The organism is [Flexibacter] sp. ATCC 35208 (genome assembly GCF_001975825.1).
Lineage (GTDB): Bacteria > Bacteroidota > Bacteroidia > Chitinophagales > Chitinophagaceae > Chitinophaga.
In genome coordinates, this window is sequence record NZ_MTKN01000013.1 from 113,246 (window position 1) to 135,152 (window position 21,907).

The 21,907-nt window shown below is 45.0% G+C and carries 20 protein-coding genes; 14 read left to right on the forward strand and 6 right to left on the reverse strand.

Features of this window, described 5'->3' with window-relative positions; all coding sequences use genetic code 11:
• A partial coding sequence (locus tag BW716_RS10505) for a hypothetical protein (RefSeq protein ID WP_083722497.1) occupies positions 1 to 953 on the reverse strand: 953 nt, incomplete at its 3' end.
• A 154-nt stretch (positions 954 to 1,107) separates the two neighbouring features.
• Between BW716_RS10505 and BW716_RS10510 the strand changes: the two genes are divergently transcribed.
• Both BW716_RS10510 and BW716_RS10515 read left to right on the forward strand, forming a co-directional pair.
• Positions 1,108 to 1,653 carry a hypothetical protein gene (locus BW716_RS10510; protein ID WP_083722498.1) on the forward strand — a complete coding sequence of 182 codons (546 nt, stop codon included), beginning with the start codon at positions 1,108 to 1,110 and terminating at the stop codon, positions 1,651 to 1,653.
• A 114-nt stretch (positions 1,654 to 1,767) separates the two neighbouring features.
• Entirely contained in the window at positions 1,768 to 2,634 is an 867-nt protein-coding gene (locus BW716_RS10515; RefSeq protein ID WP_083722499.1) for a Calx-beta domain-containing protein, read from the forward strand.
• A gap of 112 nt (positions 2,635 to 2,746) precedes the next feature.
• On the opposite strand, the gene BW716_RS10520 is transcribed toward BW716_RS10515, so the two are convergent.
• Positions 2,747 to 3,241: a lysozyme gene (locus BW716_RS10520; RefSeq protein ID WP_083722500.1), complete on the reverse strand. Its 495-nt coding sequence runs from the start codon at positions 3,239 to 3,241 to the stop codon at positions 2,747 to 2,749.
• A 241-nt stretch (positions 3,242 to 3,482) separates the two neighbouring features.
• On the reverse strand, positions 3,483 to 3,962 hold the full coding sequence (locus BW716_RS10525) for a GNAT family N-acetyltransferase (RefSeq protein WP_083722501.1): 480 nt from the start codon (positions 3,960 to 3,962) through the stop codon (positions 3,483 to 3,485).
• A gap of 468 nt (positions 3,963 to 4,430) precedes the next feature.
• Between BW716_RS10525 and BW716_RS10530 the strand changes: the two genes are divergently transcribed.
• The 10 genes from BW716_RS10530 to BW716_RS10575 all read left to right on the forward strand — a co-directional run bounded on the left by BW716_RS10530 (position 4,431) and on the right by BW716_RS10575 (position 13,466).
• Positions 4,431 to 5,258 carry a sensor histidine kinase gene (locus BW716_RS10530; RefSeq protein WP_083722502.1) on the forward strand — a complete coding sequence of 276 codons (828 nt, stop codon included), beginning with the start codon at positions 4,431 to 4,433 and terminating at the stop codon, positions 5,256 to 5,258.
• Positions 5,248 to 5,916 carry a response regulator transcription factor gene (locus BW716_RS10535; protein WP_083722503.1) on the forward strand — a complete coding sequence of 223 codons (669 nt, stop codon included), beginning with the start codon at positions 5,248 to 5,250 and terminating at the stop codon, positions 5,914 to 5,916. Before BW716_RS10530 ends, BW716_RS10535 begins: the two co-directional genes overlap by 11 nt.
• Positions 5,917 to 5,931: 15 nt before the next feature.
• On the forward strand, positions 5,932 to 7,353 hold the full coding sequence (gene miaB, locus BW716_RS10540) for a tRNA (N6-isopentenyl adenosine(37)-C2)-methylthiotransferase MiaB (protein ID WP_083722504.1): 1,422 nt from the start codon (positions 5,932 to 5,934) through the stop codon (positions 7,351 to 7,353).
• A 59-nt stretch (positions 7,354 to 7,412) separates the two neighbouring features.
• A complete protein-coding gene (locus tag BW716_RS10545; RefSeq protein WP_083722505.1) occupies positions 7,413 to 8,669 on the forward strand; it encodes a sigma-54-dependent Fis family transcriptional regulator in 1,257 nt (418 codons plus the stop codon).
• 9 nt (positions 8,670 to 8,678) lie between these two features.
• Entirely contained in the window at positions 8,679 to 9,194 is a 516-nt protein-coding gene (lptE, locus tag BW716_RS10550) for an LPS assembly lipoprotein LptE (RefSeq protein ID WP_083722506.1), read from the forward strand.
• A gap of 45 nt (positions 9,195 to 9,239) precedes the next feature.
• The gene (locus tag BW716_RS10555; RefSeq protein ID WP_083722507.1) at positions 9,240 to 10,382 is read left to right on the forward strand and encodes a hypothetical protein; all 1,143 of its coding nucleotides are present in this window, start codon (positions 9,240 to 9,242) and stop codon (positions 10,380 to 10,382) included.
• 12 nt (positions 10,383 to 10,394) lie between these two features.
• On the forward strand, positions 10,395 to 10,736 hold the full coding sequence (gene secG / locus BW716_RS10560; RefSeq protein ID WP_083722508.1) for a preprotein translocase subunit SecG: 342 nt from the start codon (positions 10,395 to 10,397) through the stop codon (positions 10,734 to 10,736).
• Positions 10,737 to 10,803: 67 nt separating this feature from the next.
• Entirely contained in the window at positions 10,804 to 11,868 is a 1,065-nt protein-coding gene (gene mltG, locus BW716_RS10565) for an endolytic transglycosylase MltG (protein ID WP_083722509.1), read from the forward strand.
• Positions 11,869 to 11,886: 18 nt separating this feature from the next.
• Positions 11,887 to 12,831: a YihY/virulence factor BrkB family protein gene (locus BW716_RS10570; RefSeq protein ID WP_083722510.1), complete on the forward strand. Its 945-nt coding sequence runs from the start codon at positions 11,887 to 11,889 to the stop codon at positions 12,829 to 12,831.
• 53 nt (positions 12,832 to 12,884) lie between these two features.
• Positions 12,885 to 13,466, forward strand: a complete 582-nt coding sequence (locus tag BW716_RS10575) for a redoxin domain-containing protein (protein WP_235643595.1) — start codon at positions 12,885 to 12,887, stop codon at positions 13,464 to 13,466.
• A gap of 231 nt (positions 13,467 to 13,697) precedes the next feature.
• On the opposite strand, the gene BW716_RS10580 is transcribed toward BW716_RS10575, so the two are convergent.
• From BW716_RS10580 to BW716_RS10590, 3 genes are all read right to left on the reverse strand, one after another.
• Complete coding sequence (locus tag BW716_RS10580) at positions 13,698 to 16,220, reverse strand: M14 metallopeptidase family protein (protein ID WP_083722512.1); 2,523 nt, start codon at positions 16,218 to 16,220, stop codon at positions 13,698 to 13,700.
• A 40-nt stretch (positions 16,221 to 16,260) separates the two neighbouring features.
• Positions 16,261 to 16,605: a toxin-antitoxin system YwqK family antitoxin gene (locus BW716_RS10585; RefSeq protein ID WP_143708817.1), complete on the reverse strand. Its 345-nt coding sequence runs from the start codon at positions 16,603 to 16,605 to the stop codon at positions 16,261 to 16,263.
• Positions 16,606 to 16,732: 127 nt separating this feature from the next.
• A complete protein-coding gene (locus tag BW716_RS10590; protein WP_083722514.1) occupies positions 16,733 to 19,504 on the reverse strand; it encodes a TonB-dependent receptor in 2,772 nt (923 codons plus the stop codon).
• A gap of 121 nt (positions 19,505 to 19,625) precedes the next feature.
• Between BW716_RS10590 and ggt the strand changes: the two genes are divergently transcribed.
• Positions 19,626 to 21,311 carry a gamma-glutamyltransferase gene (gene ggt, locus BW716_RS10595; RefSeq protein ID WP_083722515.1) on the forward strand — a complete coding sequence of 562 codons (1,686 nt, stop codon included), beginning with the start codon at positions 19,626 to 19,628 and terminating at the stop codon, positions 21,309 to 21,311.
• Positions 21,312 to 21,322: 11 nt separating this feature from the next.
• Complete coding sequence (locus tag BW716_RS10600; RefSeq protein ID WP_143708818.1) at positions 21,323 to 21,844, forward strand: DUF1572 family protein; 522 nt, start codon at positions 21,323 to 21,325, stop codon at positions 21,842 to 21,844.
• The last annotated feature ends 63 nt before the right edge of the window (positions 21,845 to 21,907 follow it).

Consider the following 21,907-nt stretch of genomic DNA (forward strand, 5'->3'; position numbering starts at 1 on the left):
TAACTTCCCGATTGCGCCAATGACACTGCTGCCATCGGTACTATCACCGCATTGTTATACCCACCTTCAAAATGGGAGTAATCCAATTGCTTTGTATACCCGAGTACACGTCTCAACAGTGCCTTTCTGCACCATCTTTTCCAGGTCGCCGCTTTTCGTTTTACAACCACTTTCAGCGTCTTGCTCTTCTGCACATCCATCAACCCTTCATTCAGCAACTTGATATGATCATAAAAAATATCATCGCGGGTGATCCGGACCAGACCATTACAAGCCATATAACTATACATGCGCTTCTCAAACAGTTCCCCTGCATAGTAAGGGTACTTTTCAGAACCGTAGTTATAGCAATTATAGATATCTCCCTGCAACCTTTCAGCTTCTACCAGAAAACACTGGTCAGAAAACCCCGTGGAGTGGATAAAATGATTGGCTGTTTTGATGATCTTCAGTTCTGCCTCATAGGTAAAATCCGTCCACATGGGGTTTGCTACGAAGATGTACCTATTACGTTTCATCTCTTCTATAGCCGCCCATACCCATTTACCACCTGCTCCTTCCTGCATCATACAATCGCAGGTGAAGTAGAGTAAATACTGGCCCTTACAGAAGTAAGCCGCTGTAAGGGGGCCTACACTATAGTAATATCCGTCGAAAAAATCGAGTTTGAAGCTTTCCCTGGTCATATTGTACTTGTCCAGGATCGCATCCATATGATCTTCTGCAAAGTAATAGGCATCAATGACCTTGCGGTTCATCGCACTGATCGCATATTGCTCTACCGTAGCCCGGTCCTTTACATTGTTAATGATTAGAATTTTCTCATAAAACGCTAGTTCGCATCTGTCTACCATTTGTTCCAGTCTATCTCCTTTCAATACTTTTTCCCAGTCGTTTTCATAACAATTTGTGAAAAATGATACAGTTGGCTGGCTTCCATTGTTTTCACTCATAGAACTCTTTAAATTGTAGCAGGTTGATAATTAGGTTAAAAATGTATCGTAATATACATAAATATTATTATCTGTTTAACTAATTCTTAACAAACACATGTACGCATATTTGCGAAATTCACTATGGCAGGGCATTTGCATTTAAAAAATTATCATGATCAGGGTCATATTCATCATTTCTATCATCTTCTTAACATCATGCTCCACCGGGAAGCATTCATATGGTTCTCAAGAGCCGGCATCTATTCAATGGAATCCGCTTCGCAAACTGACCTGGTCAGATTATAAAGGCACCCCTTACCGGGACCAGGATACCAATATTGCCGCGCGAACAAATTGCCGTTTTGGTATTAAAATAAATGGATTACAAGTCGACGTAATCAGTGAATTTATCCCTGAAAGGAGCAATGTACGCCCTGGAAAGGAAACGGCTGCCCTACTCGCGCATGAACAATTGCACTTTGATCTTTGTGAAGTATATGCGAGGTTATTGAGAAAAGAATTACGCAGATCTCCCCTCACTACCGACAATATTGCAGCTGTATCAAGAGATGCTTTCCTCAAATATTATGATGCCTATAAGGAAAGACAAATCATATATGACAGCGAAACTCACCACGGGCTTAATCAGGAGAAACAAAATTTATGGAACGCACAAGTAGCCACTGCACTCTCAGATCTGGCTGCGTATGCTAAGTAGTCATACTCATCGATAAAAGATTAGCATTCAACGATTACTCCAATTGTTGGGGCAACAAAGTTTTTTGCATTCCGTTAAACCTCCAAAAGCATCCCTAATTTTAAAAACTAAGTAATGCAAAGAAACCTTATTAGCGTCTCAACGATGGCGTGTGTCATGCTGATGACCCTCTCCTGTAAAAAAGATGATTCAACTGCGACCCAACAAATGGCATCCCTCAGTGCCACTTCTCAAACGGTAACTGAAGCTGCCGGTACAGCAAGTATCACGGTAACCCTACCTGCTACACAAACCAGCGATGTAACGATCAAGGCTACATTGGGAGGTACTGCTATCCTGAACGGGGACTATCAGGTAGCTACAGACACTACCTTAACCATTGCTGCGGGTAGTACTTCCGCTACTTTGACTTTTGACATCTTTGATGATGAAGTGGTGGAAAGCAGCAAGACGATCAATGTTACTTTCAGTAGTAGCAATGTTACGCTGAGCAACTCTACTGCCACTATCACCATTACAGACAATGATACGGATCAGTCCTCTGATGGCTTGCTCTCTGAACTGACATGGGATGCAGGCACGTTGGTAGATCTGGACCTTTATCTGGTGAACAATTTAACGACGACCAGTGATGGTTCCATCGATACTTACAATGTATTGTCAGGTTCTACTAACAGCACAGGTTTTGAATCTTACCTGCTGAGCAATGACCTCGATGATGATACGTATTATGTAGTGGTTGCTTATGCAGATGGTTCCAGAGAAGTAAATTATGACCTGACGATGAAAGTATCCGGTAATACCATTCTGGAAGATAGTTATGACTTCCTCGCAAGTGAAGTTGGATATGGTTACTTCTATGGTCCGCTTACCAAAAGCGGTACGGCTTATTCAGTTGGCAAAGCGACGAATTCAGTGTTGTGGGATGTGAAACTGTTAGAGCCGCATTTGTATAAAGGGAAAATTGCTAAAACTAAATAGGTGAAGTGGGGGAAACTCAAAAGTAAAATCAGGCACTGACATTTGGTTTAATAACTACCAGTATCCGAATAAAATGGGAGTGTATCATTCTTTAGATACACTCCCCTGATTATTATTTCTCATAATACTCCAACGTATTATTCGTATATAAGTTTGCTTCAGACTTCCTTCTTCTGGTCAGTCCGTCCAGTACTTTGCCACCACTTGTATTCCATTTCAGGAACTCAGCGGCGATTTTAGGATCTTTGGGGTTCGCTTTTACCAGCTTTAATAAGGTGCTGTCACCCAGCCCTTCTGCAATGCCGTTGTTGTTCATATCGCTGCCTACATTGTAAGCGAAAGATACTAATGCATCGAATTGATTTTGTTTTAAAACTATGCCTTTGGTAAGTTTGTTTACATCATTTACAAACCCTTTTACAATCACTAAGAATAACTCATCCGCGCCATCCTGTGTCAGTACATCGCCTTTCAGTACAGGTGAGTCATCGATATAGCGGGTATTGCCCCAGCCGATTGTCCACACACCCTTGCTATCCTGGTATGCCGACAAGCGGCACTTTTCATAATGCTTTATCAGCGTTTCGCCGTTAGCTCCTAAATTCATTGGTATAAGTATTTTCACATTAAAGATATACCAAATATATTTAATATTCTAGAATATGAGGGTTGTCCACTCTTCAGTTATAGTGTCAACCAAACAATAATAAATCCTATCTTCCCTCAAATTCCACATATGAAACCTTTACTGATAACCTTTATCTTGTGTATAGCCCTGCCATTGAACGCCCAGGTAAAGTCATCAGTAGTGATAATGCAATTCTTTTCAGGTGCATAAGGTGTGTGTGTTACATCAATGTTTTTTGCATCCAGATGGTGCAGGCAAAATGACCAGAATCTCCTAATGGCGCTGTTAAATGGCGGAACCCATTTCTTTCATACAGGGGAATAGCAGTGGTGAGTTCAGGCATTGTTTCGAGGTACATAGATTCGTAGCCCATTTCTTTGGCGCCGCTGATGCATTGTAGTAATAATTCTTTTCCCAGTCCTTTTCCACGCGCTTTTGGTAGTAGATAGAATTTTACCAGTTCTACACAACCTTTGTCTAATCCTTTTGTGGGGAAGATGCCTCCGCAACCTACGATTTCGTTGTCGATTTCAACGACCCAGTAGTTGGAACCGGGGGTTTGGAATGATTCGTATAATGAATATAATTGTGGATCGTAATAAGCGGTGCCTGGACGGTCTATGCCGAATTCTTTTAAAACGGTTTGGATAACTGAGCCTAAGGTCTGGTTGTCGTTGGGTTGTATTTTTCTGATTGCCATGGTGCAAAGGTATGGAAGGATGGGGTGAGAAAATTGTATGATAATAACCGGATAGTAATACAATCCCTCTCCCACTACATTAATGTCGGACTGCCCCTTCACCAACTCTTTACTACCACCACAAAGTATATGTTAAAAATGCAGATTCGCATGATAATGCCATTCAGAAGTATACCCCGTGGCATAAGTCGTCCCGGTGGTAATAATATGGTTAAAGATGTTCCTGAACCTTCCGGCCCACATACGTACCTTTCGCCATCTGAACCTGGCATTGTTGCATTATCATTTATTCCTTAATTGATTATTTCAATAAATATAAACAATCCCACATAGCTGACCACTTGAAAATTATTTTTATCCAATCCAATGTTGCAACCCTTTTTTTCCTTAAAATTGTAGAAGATTTGGGACAAACTTTTCTACTTCTCTCATAATTAACAGGATCTGACCCCTTTATTCTCTGTAACTATGAGCACTCATCTGTTCACGCACTTTATCCCCTCAACACCGCTACAGGCGGCAATGCATTTTTTTGAGTATAAGTCAGGGGATGTTACCGGTTTGCTGCCTTTACTAGGCATATGGAGTTTCATTTTTGTATTGATCCTCCTGCTGTACAAAATTGAAAGTTACAAAAAGAAAGAATTCCTTCTACTCAACCGCATTCATGAACAACAGGAACTTGAATTGAACATCCAGGAAGCGGAACGCCGCCGTATTGCCGCTGACCTGCACGATGAAATAGGCAGTAGTCTCGCAGCTATCAGAATCAACCTCCAAAGCCTGCACTACAGCTCTGCACACGATGAACAACGTGCCACTACGCTACTGGAACTGGTAGACCAGACCAGTCAGAATGTACGGAGGGCCACACACAACCTCATTCCCCCTCATTTCGAAACCACTCCCTTTACGTCTATATTGCAATCGTATTTTTCTTCCCTCGATTCCCGGAACACGATCGCCTTCCATTATTATTGCAACGCCTATCAGCGTCACTTTACCACCAGGCAGGAATTACTACTTTACCGCATTGTCATGGAACTCACACACAACATTATCAGGCATGCAAAGGCATCGGAAGCCACCATACAGGTACTCTTCTGCCCTACTTACCTCGAAATTATGGTTGAAGATAATGGTATCGGGTTTTCTACGGCTACTCATCAGGGTATCGGTTTGATCAGTGTGCATACACGGGTCAGATCACTGGGAGGAAATATTCACACAGACAGCGGAAGATGTGGTACTACCATCATCATTCATATACCTGTAAGCTGCGAACATGCCTGTTAACATCATGCTGGCGGATGATCACCGGCTTTTTACCACCGGAATCCGCTCCCTCTTAAGTGCCGACCCTGCCCTCAGGGTCACCCATATTGCCACCAATGGCCAGGAATTACTGGACCTGCTCTGCCTCCGGCTTCCCGACATCGTACTGATAGACGTAAATATGCCTGTCATGAACGGTCTGGATGCCACCCGGCTAATCAGGGACCTGTATCCCCAGGTAAAAGTGATCATTATAAGCGGGTACAACGACGCCTACCTCATTGCCGAAGCCATGCAGACCGGCGCCCGGGGTTACCTGCTGAAAGATTGTAATGCCAACGACCTTTACCACACCATTCACCTCGTGAATTCAGGGCAGACCAGCTTCCCTTTCCGCCCCCACCTCCCCGTTCAGAACTTCGAAACCGACAACGCCTTTTTGCAACAATTTAACCTCACCCGCAGGGAAAAAGAAATTCTCCAGCTCATTAGCAGCCAACACACCAATCAACAGGTGGCCGACCACCTACACCTTAGTATATATACCATTGAAACCCACCGGAAAAATATTATGAAAAAACTTCAACTCAAGACCCCGGCGGCTCTCATCAAGTTTATATTGACTCATCCATGCCATTCTGTCATTTTCGGATTTTATTGCTTAGTTTTGCTATCCTAAAATGATAAGAAAAGAATGCTGGATCAGGTAACAAAAGTGCATGACGAAAACCGGCAGGGCGAGGCTCTCGCTCCTGAGGCTGCAGATATTCAGACTTATACCAAGAAATTCTACATAGAAAGTTATGGTTGCCAGATGAACTTCAACGATAGTGAAATCGTAGCTTCCATCCTGAAAGAAGAAGGTTTCGGCCCTACCCGCAATGTGGAAGAGGCCAGCCTGGTGCTGCTCAATACCTGTTCAATCAGGGAAAAAGCGGAAACGACTGTGCGTAAAAGGCTCACCGAGTTCCAGAAAGTAAAGCAGCGTAATCCTGAACTCCTGGTAGGTGTACTTGGCTGCATGGCAGAAAGACTGAAAGCCAAACTGTTAGAAGAAGAAAAACTGGTAGACATGGTCGTTGGGCCGGATGCCTACCGTACCCTCCCTGCCCTCATAGAAGAAGCCGAAACCGGCCAGAAAGCAGTGAATGTACTGCTGAGCCGTGAGGAAACTTACGACGACATCAGCCCTGTAAGACTTGATTCGAATGGCGTAACTGCCTTTGTATCCATCATGCGTGGTTGTAATAATATGTGCTCCTTCTGCGTAGTACCTTTTACACGTGGTCGTGAACGCAGCCGTGACTACCGCTCTATTCTCCAGGAAGCTACTGACCTCTTTGAAAGAGGTTATCGTGAAGTGACCCTGCTGGGTCAGAACGTAGACTCCTACTACTGGGTAAACCCTGTGAACGATGCTGAAACCGTAACTTTTGCCAACCTGATGGAAAAAGTAGCGCAGATCAGTCCACTCCTCCGGGTTCGCTTCAGCACCTCACATCCGAAAGATATTACGGACGAAGTGCTGCACATTATGGCGAAGTATGAAAACATCTGCAATTACATTCACCTGCCGGTTCAAAGCGGTAGCAACAGGATATTGCAGCTCATGAACCGTACTTATACCCGTGAGTGGTACATGAAAAAAGTAGACCGCATCCGCGAAATACTCCCCGACTGTGGCATTTCTACCGATGTCATCACCGGTTTCTGCACAGAAACGGAAGAAGATCACCAGGACACCATGGATGTAATGGCGTATTCCCGTTATGATCTCGCATATATGTTCTTCTACTCCGAGCGCCCGGGTACCCTGGCCGCCCGCCGTTACCAGGACGATGTGCCGGAAGATGTAAAGAAGAGAAGACTGGCTGAAGTAGTGGAACTGCACAGGGGGCAATCCCTGGCAAGTATGCAGCAGGATGTGGGCAAGACCTTCAAAGTGCTGGTAGAGGGTACTTCCAAAAGGTCAGCAGACCATCTGTTTGGAAGAACCAGCCATAACAAGGTGATTGTTTTTCCTAAAGAAAATTTCCAGAAATGTGACTACGTTTGGGTGAAAGTAGACAGTTGTACCTCCGGCACCCTGATTGGTACCGCTACAGGAAAAGCATAAGAAGAAAATAAATTGGATCACAGCCGGGACTGATACCCTCAGCCCCGTAAATTAAGGATATGGATAACATACAGTCCATTAAAAACAGGTTTGGCATTATAGGAAATTCACCGGTACTCAACTACGCCTTACAGGTGGCCGCCCAGGTGGCCAATACAGACCTGACGGTATTGATAGTCGGGGAAAGCGGCGTTGGTAAAGAAGTGTTTTCCAATATCATCCACTCATTAAGTGCACGTAAACATAACCCTTTCATTGCGGTCAACTGCGGAGCTATACCCGAAGGAACAATCGATTCCGAATTGTTCGGACATGAAAAAGGATCATTTACAGGCGCTGTCGATAGCCGTAAAGGTTACTTTGAAACCGTAAGCGGTGGTACCATCTTCCTCGATGAAATCGGCGAAATGCCATTAGGCACACAGGCCCGCCTGCTCCGTGTACTGGAAACAGGTGAATTCATCAGGGTAGGTTCCTCCAAAGTGCAAAAAACAGATGTACGTGTGATCACGGCTACCAACCGCGATCTGCTGGATCATACCCAGGATGGAAAGTTCAGGGAAGACCTGTACTACCGTCTGAATACCGTGCCTATCCGGGTACCCTCGCTACGTGACAGGAAGGAAGACATTCCCCTGTTGTTCCGCAAATTTTGCCTTGACTTTGCCGAAAAATATAAGACCACTTCTATCCAGCTGGATGATGAATCACGTAATATCCTTGTCAATTATCCGTGGAGAGGGAATGTACGTGAACTGAAGAATATGGCGGAACAGATATCCGTACTGGCGCATGATAAACTGATCAACGTTCAGGAACTGAGAAGATTCCTGCCAGAAGTACCGGAAACGCCTCGTCTGCCTATGCTGGCAGCACCACAGGCCAAGGCTAACGGTGATTTTTCGAACGAAAGGGATATTCTCTACAAGTTGTTTTTCGACATGAAGAAGGATGTGACAGAACTAAAGAAGATGTTCTTCGAAGTACTGCAGAATCCTAATCTGGCGCATAGTGCCCCGTCCAATTACCAGGATAGTCATGTGCTACACAATTTTCATACTCAGCAGGAGGTGAATACGAATATGACATCTACGGCGATTGCTGCACCGCAACAACCGATCATCCTACAGGACAATAATAAGATAGACCACCACGAAGAAGTAGAAGAGACGCTGTCTATTGCCGACAAGGAGAAGGAACTAATTGTAAAAGCGCTGAAAAAACACAAGGGCAAAAGAAAAGATGCCGCGCTTGATCTGGGCATTTCTGAGAGAACATTGTATAGAAAACTGAAAGAATACAACATTAACGAATAAAGTATTGCAATGACCAGATTATTTCAGGGGATAATGGCCATCAGCCTGTTGCTGATGATAGGTGGATGCTCCGTTAAATACTCCGCCAACGGCGCCAGTATAGATCAGGGGGCAAAAACAGTGAATGTACGGTTCATTGATAACAGGGCGCCAATTAATAACCCAACCCTGAGCCAGAACGTAACTGAAAAACTGAGAACGAAAGTCACTTCACAAACAAGGCTGGTACAGGTGAATGAAGACAATACCGACTATGAGTTCAAAGGAGCTATTACGGGGTATGCTTTCAGCAATGCGGCAGTAACCAATGTGGATAAGGCGGCGACATCCCGTTTGACAGTGACCATCAGTATCACTTTTGTAAAGAGAGTGGGCGATAAGAAAGGATGGACCCAGGCCTTTACCCGATCTGCTGACTTCTCGGCCACGCAGTTGCCCAGTTCAGTGGAAAACAGCCTGTTAGAAAATACAATTCTCCCCCAGGTCGTGGATGATATTTTTAATAAGGCCTTTGCAAACTGGTAAAATGTAGCTTTCGTATTTAAATTTTTTTCATACTTTAGCAGCTATATGACCGCAAACAGGATCATTCAACATATTTTCCAAACGCCTGATATTAAGCAGGTAAACGAGCCGGATATAGATTGGGTTATTTCACAATATCCATACTTTACGGCGGCCAGGCTATTATTAGCCAGGAAACAGTATAGCGAACAAAAAAACCTGCTGGCGCCGGCTGTAAAGAAGGCACAGCAGTTCAGCAATAACATGCATTATTTCTATCGGTTTATTACTACGGATGAGGCAGTAGCAGCACCTGTAGTAGTAGAGCCGGTAACTTCGATAAATGAGGAGCCTGAGCAGGAAACGGGGTATGAGGCAGGGGGTTATGAGGCGCCTGAGCAGAAAGCGACTTACGAGACAAGGGGTTATGAAGCGCCTGAGCAGGAAGCGACTTACGAGACAAGGGGGTATGAAGCGCCTGAGCAGGAAGCGGCTTACGAAACACCTGAGCAGAAAACCGCACCATACGATACTCCTATAGAAGAAGAAATAACGACATTTATTGCTGATGACGAGCTCACCGTGACACCTGATAATGTGACAGTTACAGAAGAAGTACCAGAGCCGGAACCAGAAATAATAACAGAACAGACAAAAGTAGAAGAGCCAGAGATGGAACCAGAACCGATTATAGTAGCGTCCGACCTTCCGGTAGCCATCACAGCTGAAGAAGAGCCAATTAGAATATTCCCGCTGAACATGCCGGCGTTGGATGATAATTCTCCCCTTACATTCCAACCACTTTTTTCAGATGATTATTTCGCCTACAAGCGCCTGAAAGATCCTGAAAGAGCAGATGAACTGAATGAAAAGGGCAAAGCGGAGATGAAGAGCTTCACCTCCTGGCTGAAAGATATGAAAAGCAGCTTTGCTGATAAGGCCAGTAAAGACTGGTACCGTCAGCAGATCAATATTAGTTACCAGGATGCAGATCCTGAAGTATCTGAGGCTGTAGAGAAAATGGCGATGAATTCAATCACACTTAATAATGATATGGTCACCGAGACGCTGGCTGAGGTATGGGCGAAGCAACGCCAGTATAATACAGCGATCCTGATATATCAAAAATTAAGTTTGCTTAATCCCGCCAAAAGCGCTTATTTTGCGCAAAAGATCAAAGAAATACAAATTCTGACAGACAAAAATTAACACATTTATAATATGTTATTGATTTTCGGTATTTTAATCATCCTGGCCTGCGTGCTGTTAGGCTTTTTTGTGTTGATACAAAACCCAAAAGGTGGCGGTTTGAGCGGCTCTTTTGGTGGTTTTGGTAACCAGGTAATGGGTGTGCGCCAGACTACCGATGTACTTGAAAAAGGTACCTGGATCCTGGCTGCTATCATTGCTGTACTTTGCATGACCTCTTCTGTCTTCATTTCAAAGGGGACTGTAAAACAGCAGGAAAAGTCAGTGATCGAGCGTAATGTACCAGCTTCCGGTGGCCTTCAGCAGCAACAGCTGCCTGCTCCACAGGGTGGTGCTACTCCGCAATCTAAATAATCTGGCTAACTAAGCTATTAATAGAACCTCGCCAAACCAGCGAGGTTTTTTGTTACCTATCCTTTTTATGGCAAAGACAAAGAGCAGCAAATCAAAGCAACAGCAACATAAAAGCCTATGGATCAGACGCGCCGTGGTGGTCGTGATTGCCCTGGCCGCCGGAACGCTTGTTTATTTTGGATATCGCCTTTTTGGTCCTAATACCCGGTCATTTGGCGATAACAAATTCTTTTATGTCCGCACTGGCAGTACCTATACCGACGTTCTCAATGGACTCATGGACCAGGAAATCATCCGTAGCCGTGGCAGCTTTGACTGGGTGGCACGGGAACTGGGATACCCTGACCGTGTAAAGGCAGGTAAGTATAAGATCAACAGGGGCATGAGCAATTTCGAAATTGTAAAACTGCTCCGCTCCGGCCGTCAGACACCCGTGGTGCTCACCATCACCAAACTCAGAACAAAGCGGGACCTGATACATAAGATCTGTGCAAACCTTGAAGCAGATTCCGCTACTTTCCAGGCGCTGATCAATGACAATGTGTACCTCAGGCAGTATGGACTGGATACCAATACAGTGATGTGTGCCATTATGCCAAACACCTACCAGTTTTACTGGAACACTTCTGCAGAGAATGCATTTAAGAAGATTGAAAAAGGAAGAGAAGACTTCTGGACGACAGAAAGAAAAGAGAAAGCACAACATTTGAACCTTTCTATTGACCAGGTGACCATACTGGCTTCTATTGTAGAAGAGGAATCTAATAAGAATGACGAAAAACCATTGATTTCCAGTGTATATTTAAACAGGTTCAGAAAGGGAATGCGACTGCAGGCCGATCCGACTGTGAAATTTGCCCTGCAGGATTTTGCTTTGAGAAGGATCAGGGAAGGACATCTGCAGTTTGATTCTCCTTATAATACGTACAAGTATGCAGGTTTGCCTCCGGGTCCGATTTGTACACCATCCGTAAAAACACTGGAAGCAGTGCTCAATACGCCCGAGACGGATTACCTGTATTTTTGCGCTAAATCTGATTTTTCTGGTTATCATGCTTTTGCGGCCACCTACGCAGAGCATATGAAAAATGCCCATTTATATCAGGCAGCCCTGAATGCAAGAGGTATATAGTGGCCTACCTGCTTAGCTATGAGAAAAATAGAATCTATCATACTGGCAATCAAACCTATCAGCTTCCTTATCCACAGGAGCAAGGGGATCGTATTGCCCGGTTTTGAGGGCCTGCCCCTTTATGATGTGATCCATTACTTCTTCAGGGAAATCAAGAATAAAAGCCTCGGAGAAAGAGCTGCCGCCATTTCGTTTAACTTCCTGCTGGCGATACCGCCGTTCTTTATCTTCCTGTTTACATTGGTGCCTTATATCCCCATGAATAATGTGGAGGCTACCCTGTATGAACTGGCCGAGGATGTGACCCCGAATTACAACACTTACATCATAGTGCGTGATATGATCCACGACTTCCTGTATACACATCATAACGGGTTGTTGTCGATCTCATTTGGGATGAGCTTTTTTGCGTCTTCAAATGCCGTAATGGGGGTAGCCCGTTCGTTCAACAGAAAGCAATCGGGATTCAGGAAGCGGAAGTGGTGGCAGAAAAGATTACTGGCGCTGCAACTGACCGCAATATTGGTGTTTTTGCTGTTGCTGACGGTGGCATTGATCATTGCGCAGGGTACTGTACTGCATTATATATTTGATACACTGGGCATTAAAAACAAGTCGGTTATTTCACTGGCGGAGACAACAAGATGGGTATTGATTATCTTCCTTTTTTATTCTATCTTGTCTGTGTTGTACAGGTTCGTGCCAGCGACGAATAAGCGTTGGAAGTTTATTACGGCCGGAAGTACCCTGGCTACGATTTTAATGATTTTGGTGACTATTGGCTTTTCAGTGTTTGTGAATAACTTTAGTAATTACAATAAGATTTACGGGTCCGTTGGGACGTTGTTAATATTGATGATTGCGGTATATTTGAATTCCTTGACCTTGTTGATTGGTTTTGAGCTCAATGCGAGTATTAAGTATCTAAAGGAAGCCCACCACTCATCCAATAGATTGAATTAATTTAATACATAAGTATTATCTTGGCCCAACTGTTACCCCGTAAACCTATATTTATGATGAAGTCTCACTACCTAGCGCTATGCTTTGCTCTCACCGCCATGCAGGTGAGGGAAGTATCTTTGGAAATAGGAGCACCTATCCCTAAAGGTGATCAGGCACTTAAAGACATTTCCGGAAAAGAAATTACACTCAACAAAGCCAAACAAACCAATGGCCTGTTAGTCATGTTTTCGGGCAATGACTGCCCGTATATTGAAAGGAACAAAGCCAGAACTATTGAAATTTGCCGCTATGCCCTCACCAACCAGGTTGGGGTAGTGCTCGTGAACTCAAATGCCAATGCTACGCTGGAAGCTATGAAAGCTTATGCGCTTTCTCAGCAATACAACTGGTATTATGTAGCTGATCCTGGAGCAGGTATAGCAGATGCGTTTCAGGCTGATCATATGCCGGAGTGTTATCTTTTTAACCAAAGTGGTATGCTGGTTTATAAGGGCAGTATTGATGATAGTCCGGGTAATGCGGATGCTGTGAAGACAAGGCATCTTAATAATGCGATCAATGATTTATTGGCGAAGAAATCACCAAAGGTGAATACTACGCCTTCGCTGGGGTGTAATATTAAACGGTTTTAGGGAATTGAATTGACTCAATTGGTTTTGTATAAAAAAATAGCCAGGGCTGACCAAAAAGTAATGGTCAGCCCTTATTTATTCGGATACCTGATGGAGGCATGTCATCGTTTATGCAATTGCCAGGACCTTCATTTTGCTTTTGAGGTCAGCCCCGGGGAGGTATGGCATGCGGCCGGCTTTAAGATTAGAAATAAGTTTTACCACTTTTAGAATACCAGGTTGCTGCCGCTTTTAGAATACCATGAATACCGCATTGCCAAACAGCAATTTCCCATTCTCCCAGAAACTGCGGAACAGCGGATCATCTGCCAGCATCACAATCTTACCATTCCCGATCTCCTTTACACCAAATAGCACCCCATCTTTCAGGCGCTTGCGGGTTTCTGTTCCTACAAATCCACTCAGGTAATTATCCTTTTTCAATATACCTACATTCCAGCCATCACTATCCATAAATTCATACAACCTGTCATCCTGTTTCAGGGTATAATAAGTATCTGAAAATCCAAATGCCAGCGGATGTGTATTATCCAATTGTACCCTGTAAATAGCGCCCGGAATCGCCTGTTTGATACCATCTCTTTCCCTGTTTCCATAACTCTTCAGGAGTGCATATTCATCCTTCTTTTCATCCAAACCCGGCATGGCATCTTTCTTCACTTTGATACCCCACTCCTGTTGCGCTACCTGGAATAATGCATCCTGTAATGCAATCAGTTTTCCGCCATTGCTCACCCAGTCTTTCAGTTTATTTGCATTCTCCTTATCGGCCAGGAATTTATAATTACCATCCGGCAGGATCAATACATCCACATCTTTCCAGTTCACCTGCTCCAGATTATTTTGATCGACGATTGTCAGCGGGTAGCCGATCTGCTGTTCGAAATAATACCAGATCTCACCAGCTGCCAGTGAAGACACACCGCTACCCATTACCAATGCGACTCTCATTGGTTTGATATAATGGACTTTTTCAGATCCAAAGTCAACGCCTTTATCTACAAACCCAGTACTCGCTACATCCAGCGTCACACCGACTGTTTTAGCCAGTCCGGTTACCATCACATCAAAGCCCTCTCCTACCCCCTCATTCCCTGATCTTGTAATGATCAATGTGCCTGCAGGATAAGATTTACCACTTGCAGTAAAAGGGCCTTCTGCAAATCGTACTCTTATTTTTCTTTTCAATAAGGCGGAGAGGAAACGTACATCTCTGATACTATTCCATTTTGCCAGATAGGCATAACTACGTTCTGAATTCATGGGCGCTGCTACCGGTATCAGTAAGGTATCGCGCTCTGCATTCAAAGGCTCTTTCACTGCATAAGATTGCAAGCCATATGCATAAGGCAATGCCCACGCTGTAATATCATAAGTAACAGAATCAGTGAGGCGGCTATCCGGTTCAAACAATACTTTCAGCAGGTTAGAACGCGATTGCATGGCATTGATCACCATATCTTCTTTATCGACAGAAAAGCCTTCGATCTTACCACTGAAGTAGTTGAAACCAGTGGCGCGCGCACCATTTGCACCATACCCGAATTTGATATTATTGCGTTTCAGCAATATGGCCAAAGCGGCTAATTTTTCTGCATTACCACCGGATTTGATCACATACGTTTTGTAAGGACCATCGGGGTTATGACTTGCTTCGTTGAAGTAGCCGGAGAAATCTTTCAACAACTGTTGCCCCTGACCTGCAGCTACTTCTATGGTAGACATACCAGTGGTAAAATGGTGTGCAATACGCTGTGTCAGCGTCAGTGTATCACCATCCTGTTTCAGGACCATGATACCTGCGCGGCCGCCACCACCCTGCTCATACGTCATACCAATGGCACCATTATACGTAGGATATGTATCGCCATAGCTGGGATAAAACATATCGAATGTTTCTTTCGTAAAGTACAACCACCCTTCTTTATCAAAGTACTTCGCATTGTTCTTACCGATCATCTTCAACATATCTCTCTGCCATGGTTTGATGATATCGTGCAAAGGTTCTGCTGCAGGTGCAAAGTAATAAGGTGCATCGATGCTTTGTTCATGAAAATCCACATGTACCTGAGGCATCCAGCGGTTGTATTGTGCCATCCTGGCCTGTGATTCAGTTTGTGTTTGCCACGCCCAGTCACGGTTCAGGTCAAAGTAATAGTGGTTCGCCCTGCCACCCGGCCAGGGTTCTTTATGCTCCCTGCCGGACAATACCGGATCAGGAATAATGGTATGTACCTGGTTGTAGTAATTTACATAACGCTCACGACCATCCGGGTTCAGACAGGGATCGATGATCACCACCGTATTTTCAAGCCATTGCTGTTGCTGTGTATTGCTCTTATTCGCCAGTGTGTACAGGGTTTTCATAGCCGCTTCTGTAGATACGGCTTCGTTTCCGTGTACATTGTAACTGAGCCATACAATGACAGGATCATTGTCCGCCACCTTCGCTTCTCCACTCACCAGCTGCATATTATGCTGCCTGATCTGGTCGAGTCTGGCAAAGTTTGCAGGCGAAGTGATGGTCGCCATCATCAGCGGCCGGCCTTCGTACGTAGTTCCATATTGTTCGAGCTGCATATTGGGCGTAACGGCGGCTACTGCCCTGAAGTATTCCAACACCCGGTAGTGTGGTGTAAAGTGTGTGCCTAGTGGATATCCAAGAAACTGATCCGGCGAAGGCAGTGTTTGAGCAGAAAGGGAAAAAGTTGTGGCAAGAACTGCAAAAACCAGTGTCAGTAAACGGTATTTCATCTGTTGTAGAATTACTACATGAAGATAGGAAATATAAGTATTATCTGCTACCGTCTCCCAACAAACCGAAGTACTGCACGCAATCCAGCTGCCCATCTTCGCGGTAATAACGGAACTCACCTATACGACGATCACTCCGCCAGTTGCCGGATTCTGACAGCATGCCATTGCTATAAAAGAGTTGACGCGGGCCTTCCAGCCTGCCATCCCTGCGGAAGTAAAGCTCCTTCAGGCCACCGGATTTGAAATAGATCTCTACCCGTTCCCTGTTGGGTGCTGTTGATAATGTAAATACGCGTTTGTATACGGAGCCATCTTCATCCCGCATAATCTGTTTCAAGGTCGCATTGTCGGGTTGCTGGTTATTACAGTGTACTGTAATCATAAACAGCAATAAAGTGCCCGTGCATTTTAAAGCTGTTCTCATAGGTAATTATGTCCCTTACAAACATATATAAAATATTAATAACTCAAAATAGCACGAAAGGGGGGAGCTTCCTGCTCCCTCCCTGTTATAAATTCAGCTCTATCCTGGCGAATAAAAACCGGCCATTATACCCAAACTGGGTGGCACGGCGGCTATATCGGAACTGGTTATTGGTTGTATTGGCGGGATTTTTTACCAGGTCAGGATAAACGTCCAGTACATTGTTGGAGCCGATGCTGACTTTGACCTCTTTGGCGAGTCGGTACCCTATGGCCACGTCTGTGATCACTTTGCCTCCGTAGGTCTGGTAAAAAGCAGGATCATTGGTCGCTTCTTCCACGCTACCGAAATGCACATTTCTTACAAACAGGTTTAATTTATGGATGGTATATGCCAGCGTGAGATTAACCTTTTCCCGTGGTACGCTTCTTTCTAAATAAATACGGCTGGTACGGCTGAAATAGATATTCTCCTTGCCTTTCAGTTTGGGAGAGGAATGAATATCGCCCACCTGCTGGGTGTAACTATAGGTGCCTGACAGGTCTGCACGGAAAGTACCTTTGCCCAGCCTGGTACTGTAAGTCGCCACGAGGTCAACACCCTTTGTTTCTGAGTTGATGGCATTCGCAAAGAAAGCTGCCCTGTTAGCATTTGCGAGGGAGAGTAACTGGTAAATTTCCTTATCTACTGCAGAAGCGGTATCTGCATTGCTACCGGAAAACTGATCGGTGTATACGATCCTGTCATTGATGCGGGTATAGTAACCATCCAGGGTGAAACTGAATTTGCCTGCGATGGTGGTAAACCCTGCACTCACGCTCTTTGACTTCTCTGGCTTGAGTTTGGGAATACCCAGCAGTTGTGCCGGACGACTATCGTTTGTAAAAGTGCCTACTTCATAAGCTACGCCATCTACAAACAAGGTACTTGTAGAAGAATAATACTGCTGATGCAATGAAGGTGCTCTGAAGCCGGTGCTGGCCGATCCACGGATAGCAGTGCCTTCGCTGAGTTTGTAGCGGGCGGTGATCTTACCATTTGTGGTGCTACCGAAATCATTGTAGTTTTCAAAACGGATGGCACCCCCTAATAAAAATGCCCTGCTTAAATTCGCTTCTACATCCAGGTAGGCGGCAATGGCCGATCGGGTGGCAGTGATCGCATTCTCTGGTCTGAAACCGGGAAATACCTGTGCACCACCGGCTCTTGCGGTACCATCAGGACCAAATAATGTATTGATCGGGCCCTGTGGATCTGGTATCAAAATATCATGGCCATTTGCATCTACACCTATTTTTGAGGCACGGCCATAGTCCGTATAAGAGTTCTCTGCACCTGCTACCAGCTGGTATTTTTCAAAGCGATGTTCTGCACCAAAAGCGATATCAAAAATGTCTGCCCTTCTTGAGAAATCAAGGTTCGTAGTATTCTGTGCAAAGATCGGCCCACCGCAGGTAAACTTAGTAGGAGATGCATTTTCCAGCGATGCATTCAGCGAATGCTGTACGGAGAAATCAAATTCATTTCTGCCATAAGTATTGCTAAAATCAACTTTCCATTCACCGAGTGTTCCCCTGATACCCGCGCCGAATGAGCGATCATAGATATCGCTATTGATCTCTGGCAGGAAACCCAGTGGATAGATCTCTATCACATTGCGGCTATCATTGGGCAGGCGGTATACACCTGCTGCATTACCTGCCCTGTAACCAATGCCACCAAAGAAGTACACTTCACCATTGTTCTCCAATGGAATATTAGCATTCACAAACAACTGTGCACTGCGTAGTTTTGACTGTCCTACCCGCATGCGGATATCATTGCGGGTAATGTGATTGGCTACGAGAAAACTATCTGTCTTATCCACACCACCGGGGTATGCTTTGTAGATAGTACCTACCCATGCACCTGAGCGATTGGTATAATTCCTGAAATCATAGGAACCGCCGAAGTTGATATAGCCTCCTTTATTACCAATGGGAATGCCATAATTGACGGCGGTTTGCACGGTTTGCCCATCTAAATTGTTTGCTGCCTGCGAAGTGACATTCCCGCCTGTAGTAACGTTGATACCTAATTGATTGACGCTACTCTTCAGGATAATGTTGATCACACCTGCAATGGCATCAGAGCCATATTGCGCCGCAGCACCATCTCTTAAGATCTCGATACGATCGATGGCGGCAGTAGGAATGGAGTTCATATCAGTACCTACTGCACCACGGCCAAAGGTGCCGTTTACATTCACGAGTGCTGTGGTATATCTTCTTTTACCATTCACCAAAACCAGTACCTGATCAGGACCTAAACCGCGCAGGGATGCGGGATCTATGTGATCGGTACCATCTGCCACTGTTTGCACGCCAGAGCTGAAAGAAGGTGCTACATAATTCAGGATCTGGTTTACACTCACCTGTGGTGCATCTTCCACTATGCGTTTGATGTCTATCACATCTACAGGCACGGGCGTTTCTGTCTGACTACGTGGCAACCCGCGGGAACCCAGTACTACCAGTTCATTCATGGTTGTACTTGCCACCAGGGAGATGTTGACTTCGAAGGTACTTCCGGCTTTTACAGTGACAGGTTGATGTTGTGTTACAAATCCCACGTAACTCACCAGCACGGTGTAATTGCCGGGGATGGTCTCCAGCGAAAACCGTCCCTGGGCATTGGTATAACCACCTTTGTTGGTACGTTCGATCTGTACGGTAGCACCGGGTAATACAGCGCCATTGCCGTCTTTGACAATGCCGGTAATGATACCTGCTGTTTGGGAAAATGTAAATTGTGTCGAGGCGATTAATAGAGAAAAAAGGAGCAATAGCCCCCGAAAATGGTTAACTGGGTAAATCATACGAAGTAGATTTTGGGTTTTATATTTAGATTTGTTCTTTGAAGTTGGCGAATATGGGTTATAGACTATAGGCTGTTAACCAAAATACTAAATTGATCGATAAGAATAAAATACGTTTCAGATGCGCACAGTATTACTCACGCTTACGTTGTTCTCCTGCACCAGTATTTATGCGCAGGACGACGCAATCCACTACAAAATTGAAAAAGAAACAAATGCTTCTCATGGTGCCGTAGTCTCGGCCCATCCCCTTGCAAGTCTGGCAGGGATTGAAGTAATGAAACAAGGTGGTAATGCTGTAGATGCTGCAATTGCAACCCAGCTGGCGCTGGCAGTTGTATATCCCGCCGCCGGTAATCTGGGTGGTGGCGGATTTATGGTGGCCCACCTGAAGACAGGTAAAAACGTGACGCTTGACTATCGGGAAGCGGCACCAGCAAAGGCAACCAGGGATATGTACCTGGATGCGGATGGTAATCCTGTCAGGTCGCTCAGCATTGACGGTCACCTGGCCTGTGGTGTACCGGGTACTGTGGCCGGCCTGTTTGCTTCCCTGCCTTATGCCAGATTACCTATGAAAAAACTCATTGCCCCAGCGATCCGGCTGGCGGAAAAAGGCTTTGCTATTACGGCTGCTGAAGCACGTAGCCTCAATGCAGCACAGGCACAATTTAAAAAACTCAATACCGAAGACAACGCATTTATGCGCGACACTCCCTGGAAGGAAGGAGATATCCTGATCCAGGAAGATCTGGCCAACACCCTGAAACTAATACGTGACAAAGGCCGTGAAGGTTTTTATGAAGGTGAAACTGCCCGGAAGATCGTAGATGAAATGGAAAGAGCCAATGGCCTGATCACGCTGGAAGACCTGAAATCTTATCGTGCAGTAGACAGAACACCTGTCGTGTTTAAATATAAGCAATACGACATTGTCACTATGCCGCTGCCAAGTAGTGGTGGCATTGCTTTGCAACAGCTCATGGGCATGGTGGCTCCTTATCCTTTAGCTACATGGGGCTTTCACGCTGTGAAGTCTATACAGCTGATGGTAGAAGCAGAAAGACGCGCTTATGCTGACAGAGCACAGTTCCTGGGTGATCCTGATTTTGTAAAGGTACCGGTGAAACAATTGACTGATGCTACTTATATCCGATCGCGCATGAATAACTTCGACTCTACCAAAGCTGGTTCCAGCGAAGTTGTAAAGGCGGGTAGTATTCATGAAAGTGATGAAACCACTCACCTATCGGTGATGGATGCCGAAGGAAATGCAGTATCTGTGACCACTACATTGAATGGTGGTTATGGTTCTAAAGTAGTGGTAGGTAGTGCAGGTTTTCTGCTGAATAATGAAATGGATGATTTCAGTGTAAAACCAGGCGTACCAAATATGTATGGCCTGGTAGGTAACGAAGCCAATGCCATTGCCCCCGGCAAAAGGATGTTGAGCTCCATGACGCCCACCATTGTTTTAAAAAACCAAATGCCCTACATTGTAGCAGGTACACCAGGTGGTTCCACAATCATCACTTCTGTATTCCAGACCTTAATGAACCTGCTGGAGTTCAACCTGTCTCCGAAAGAAGCTGTAGATGCGCCTAAATTCCATCATCAGTGGCTGCCGGATGAAGTAGTGGTAGAGGAAGATTTTGAGAAAGCACCATTGCCAGGTCTGGAAAAAATGGGGTACAAGATCACTACAAGAGGACATATTGGTCGTACTGAAGTCATCAAAGTAAACGCGGATGGCCAGATGAATGCCGTTGGCGACAAACGCGGTGATGACAGTGCAGCTGGTTTTTAATACATACGATTATGCTTGGAAAGATTTACCTGGACAGCGCACTCGAAAGACTGTCCTCCTACAAATCACTGGGCGACAACACCATCGCCCAACTGACAGGTGAGCAAATGCTGTGGCAACCGGAAGGTGAGCCAAACAGCATTTACCTGATCGTAAAACACCTGAGCGGGAATATGCGTTCACGTTGGACGGACTTCCTGACATCGGATGGAGAGAAGGCATGGAGAAACAGGGACAGTGAGTTTGAAAATGGCGTTGCTTCGAAGGAAGCCATTATCCAATTGTGGAATGATGGCTGGAAAGTGATACTGGATGCCATCGGCAGTCTTACACCAGATGACCTGGAGAAGACGGTATTGATCAGGAGTGAACCACTTATTGTATTAGATGCCATCAACAGACAACTGATGCATGTACCATATCATGTAGGACAGATTGTGTATTTAGGTAAGATCCTGAAAGGCGACAAGTGGCTGAGTCTGAGCATTCCGAAGGGAGGCTCACAGGCATTTAATGATCGTATGATGAAATGACTTTTTGCGTTACTGGCAGCCGCCAGTAACGCAAATTGCTTTAACTTGTTCCCATAAAATTAT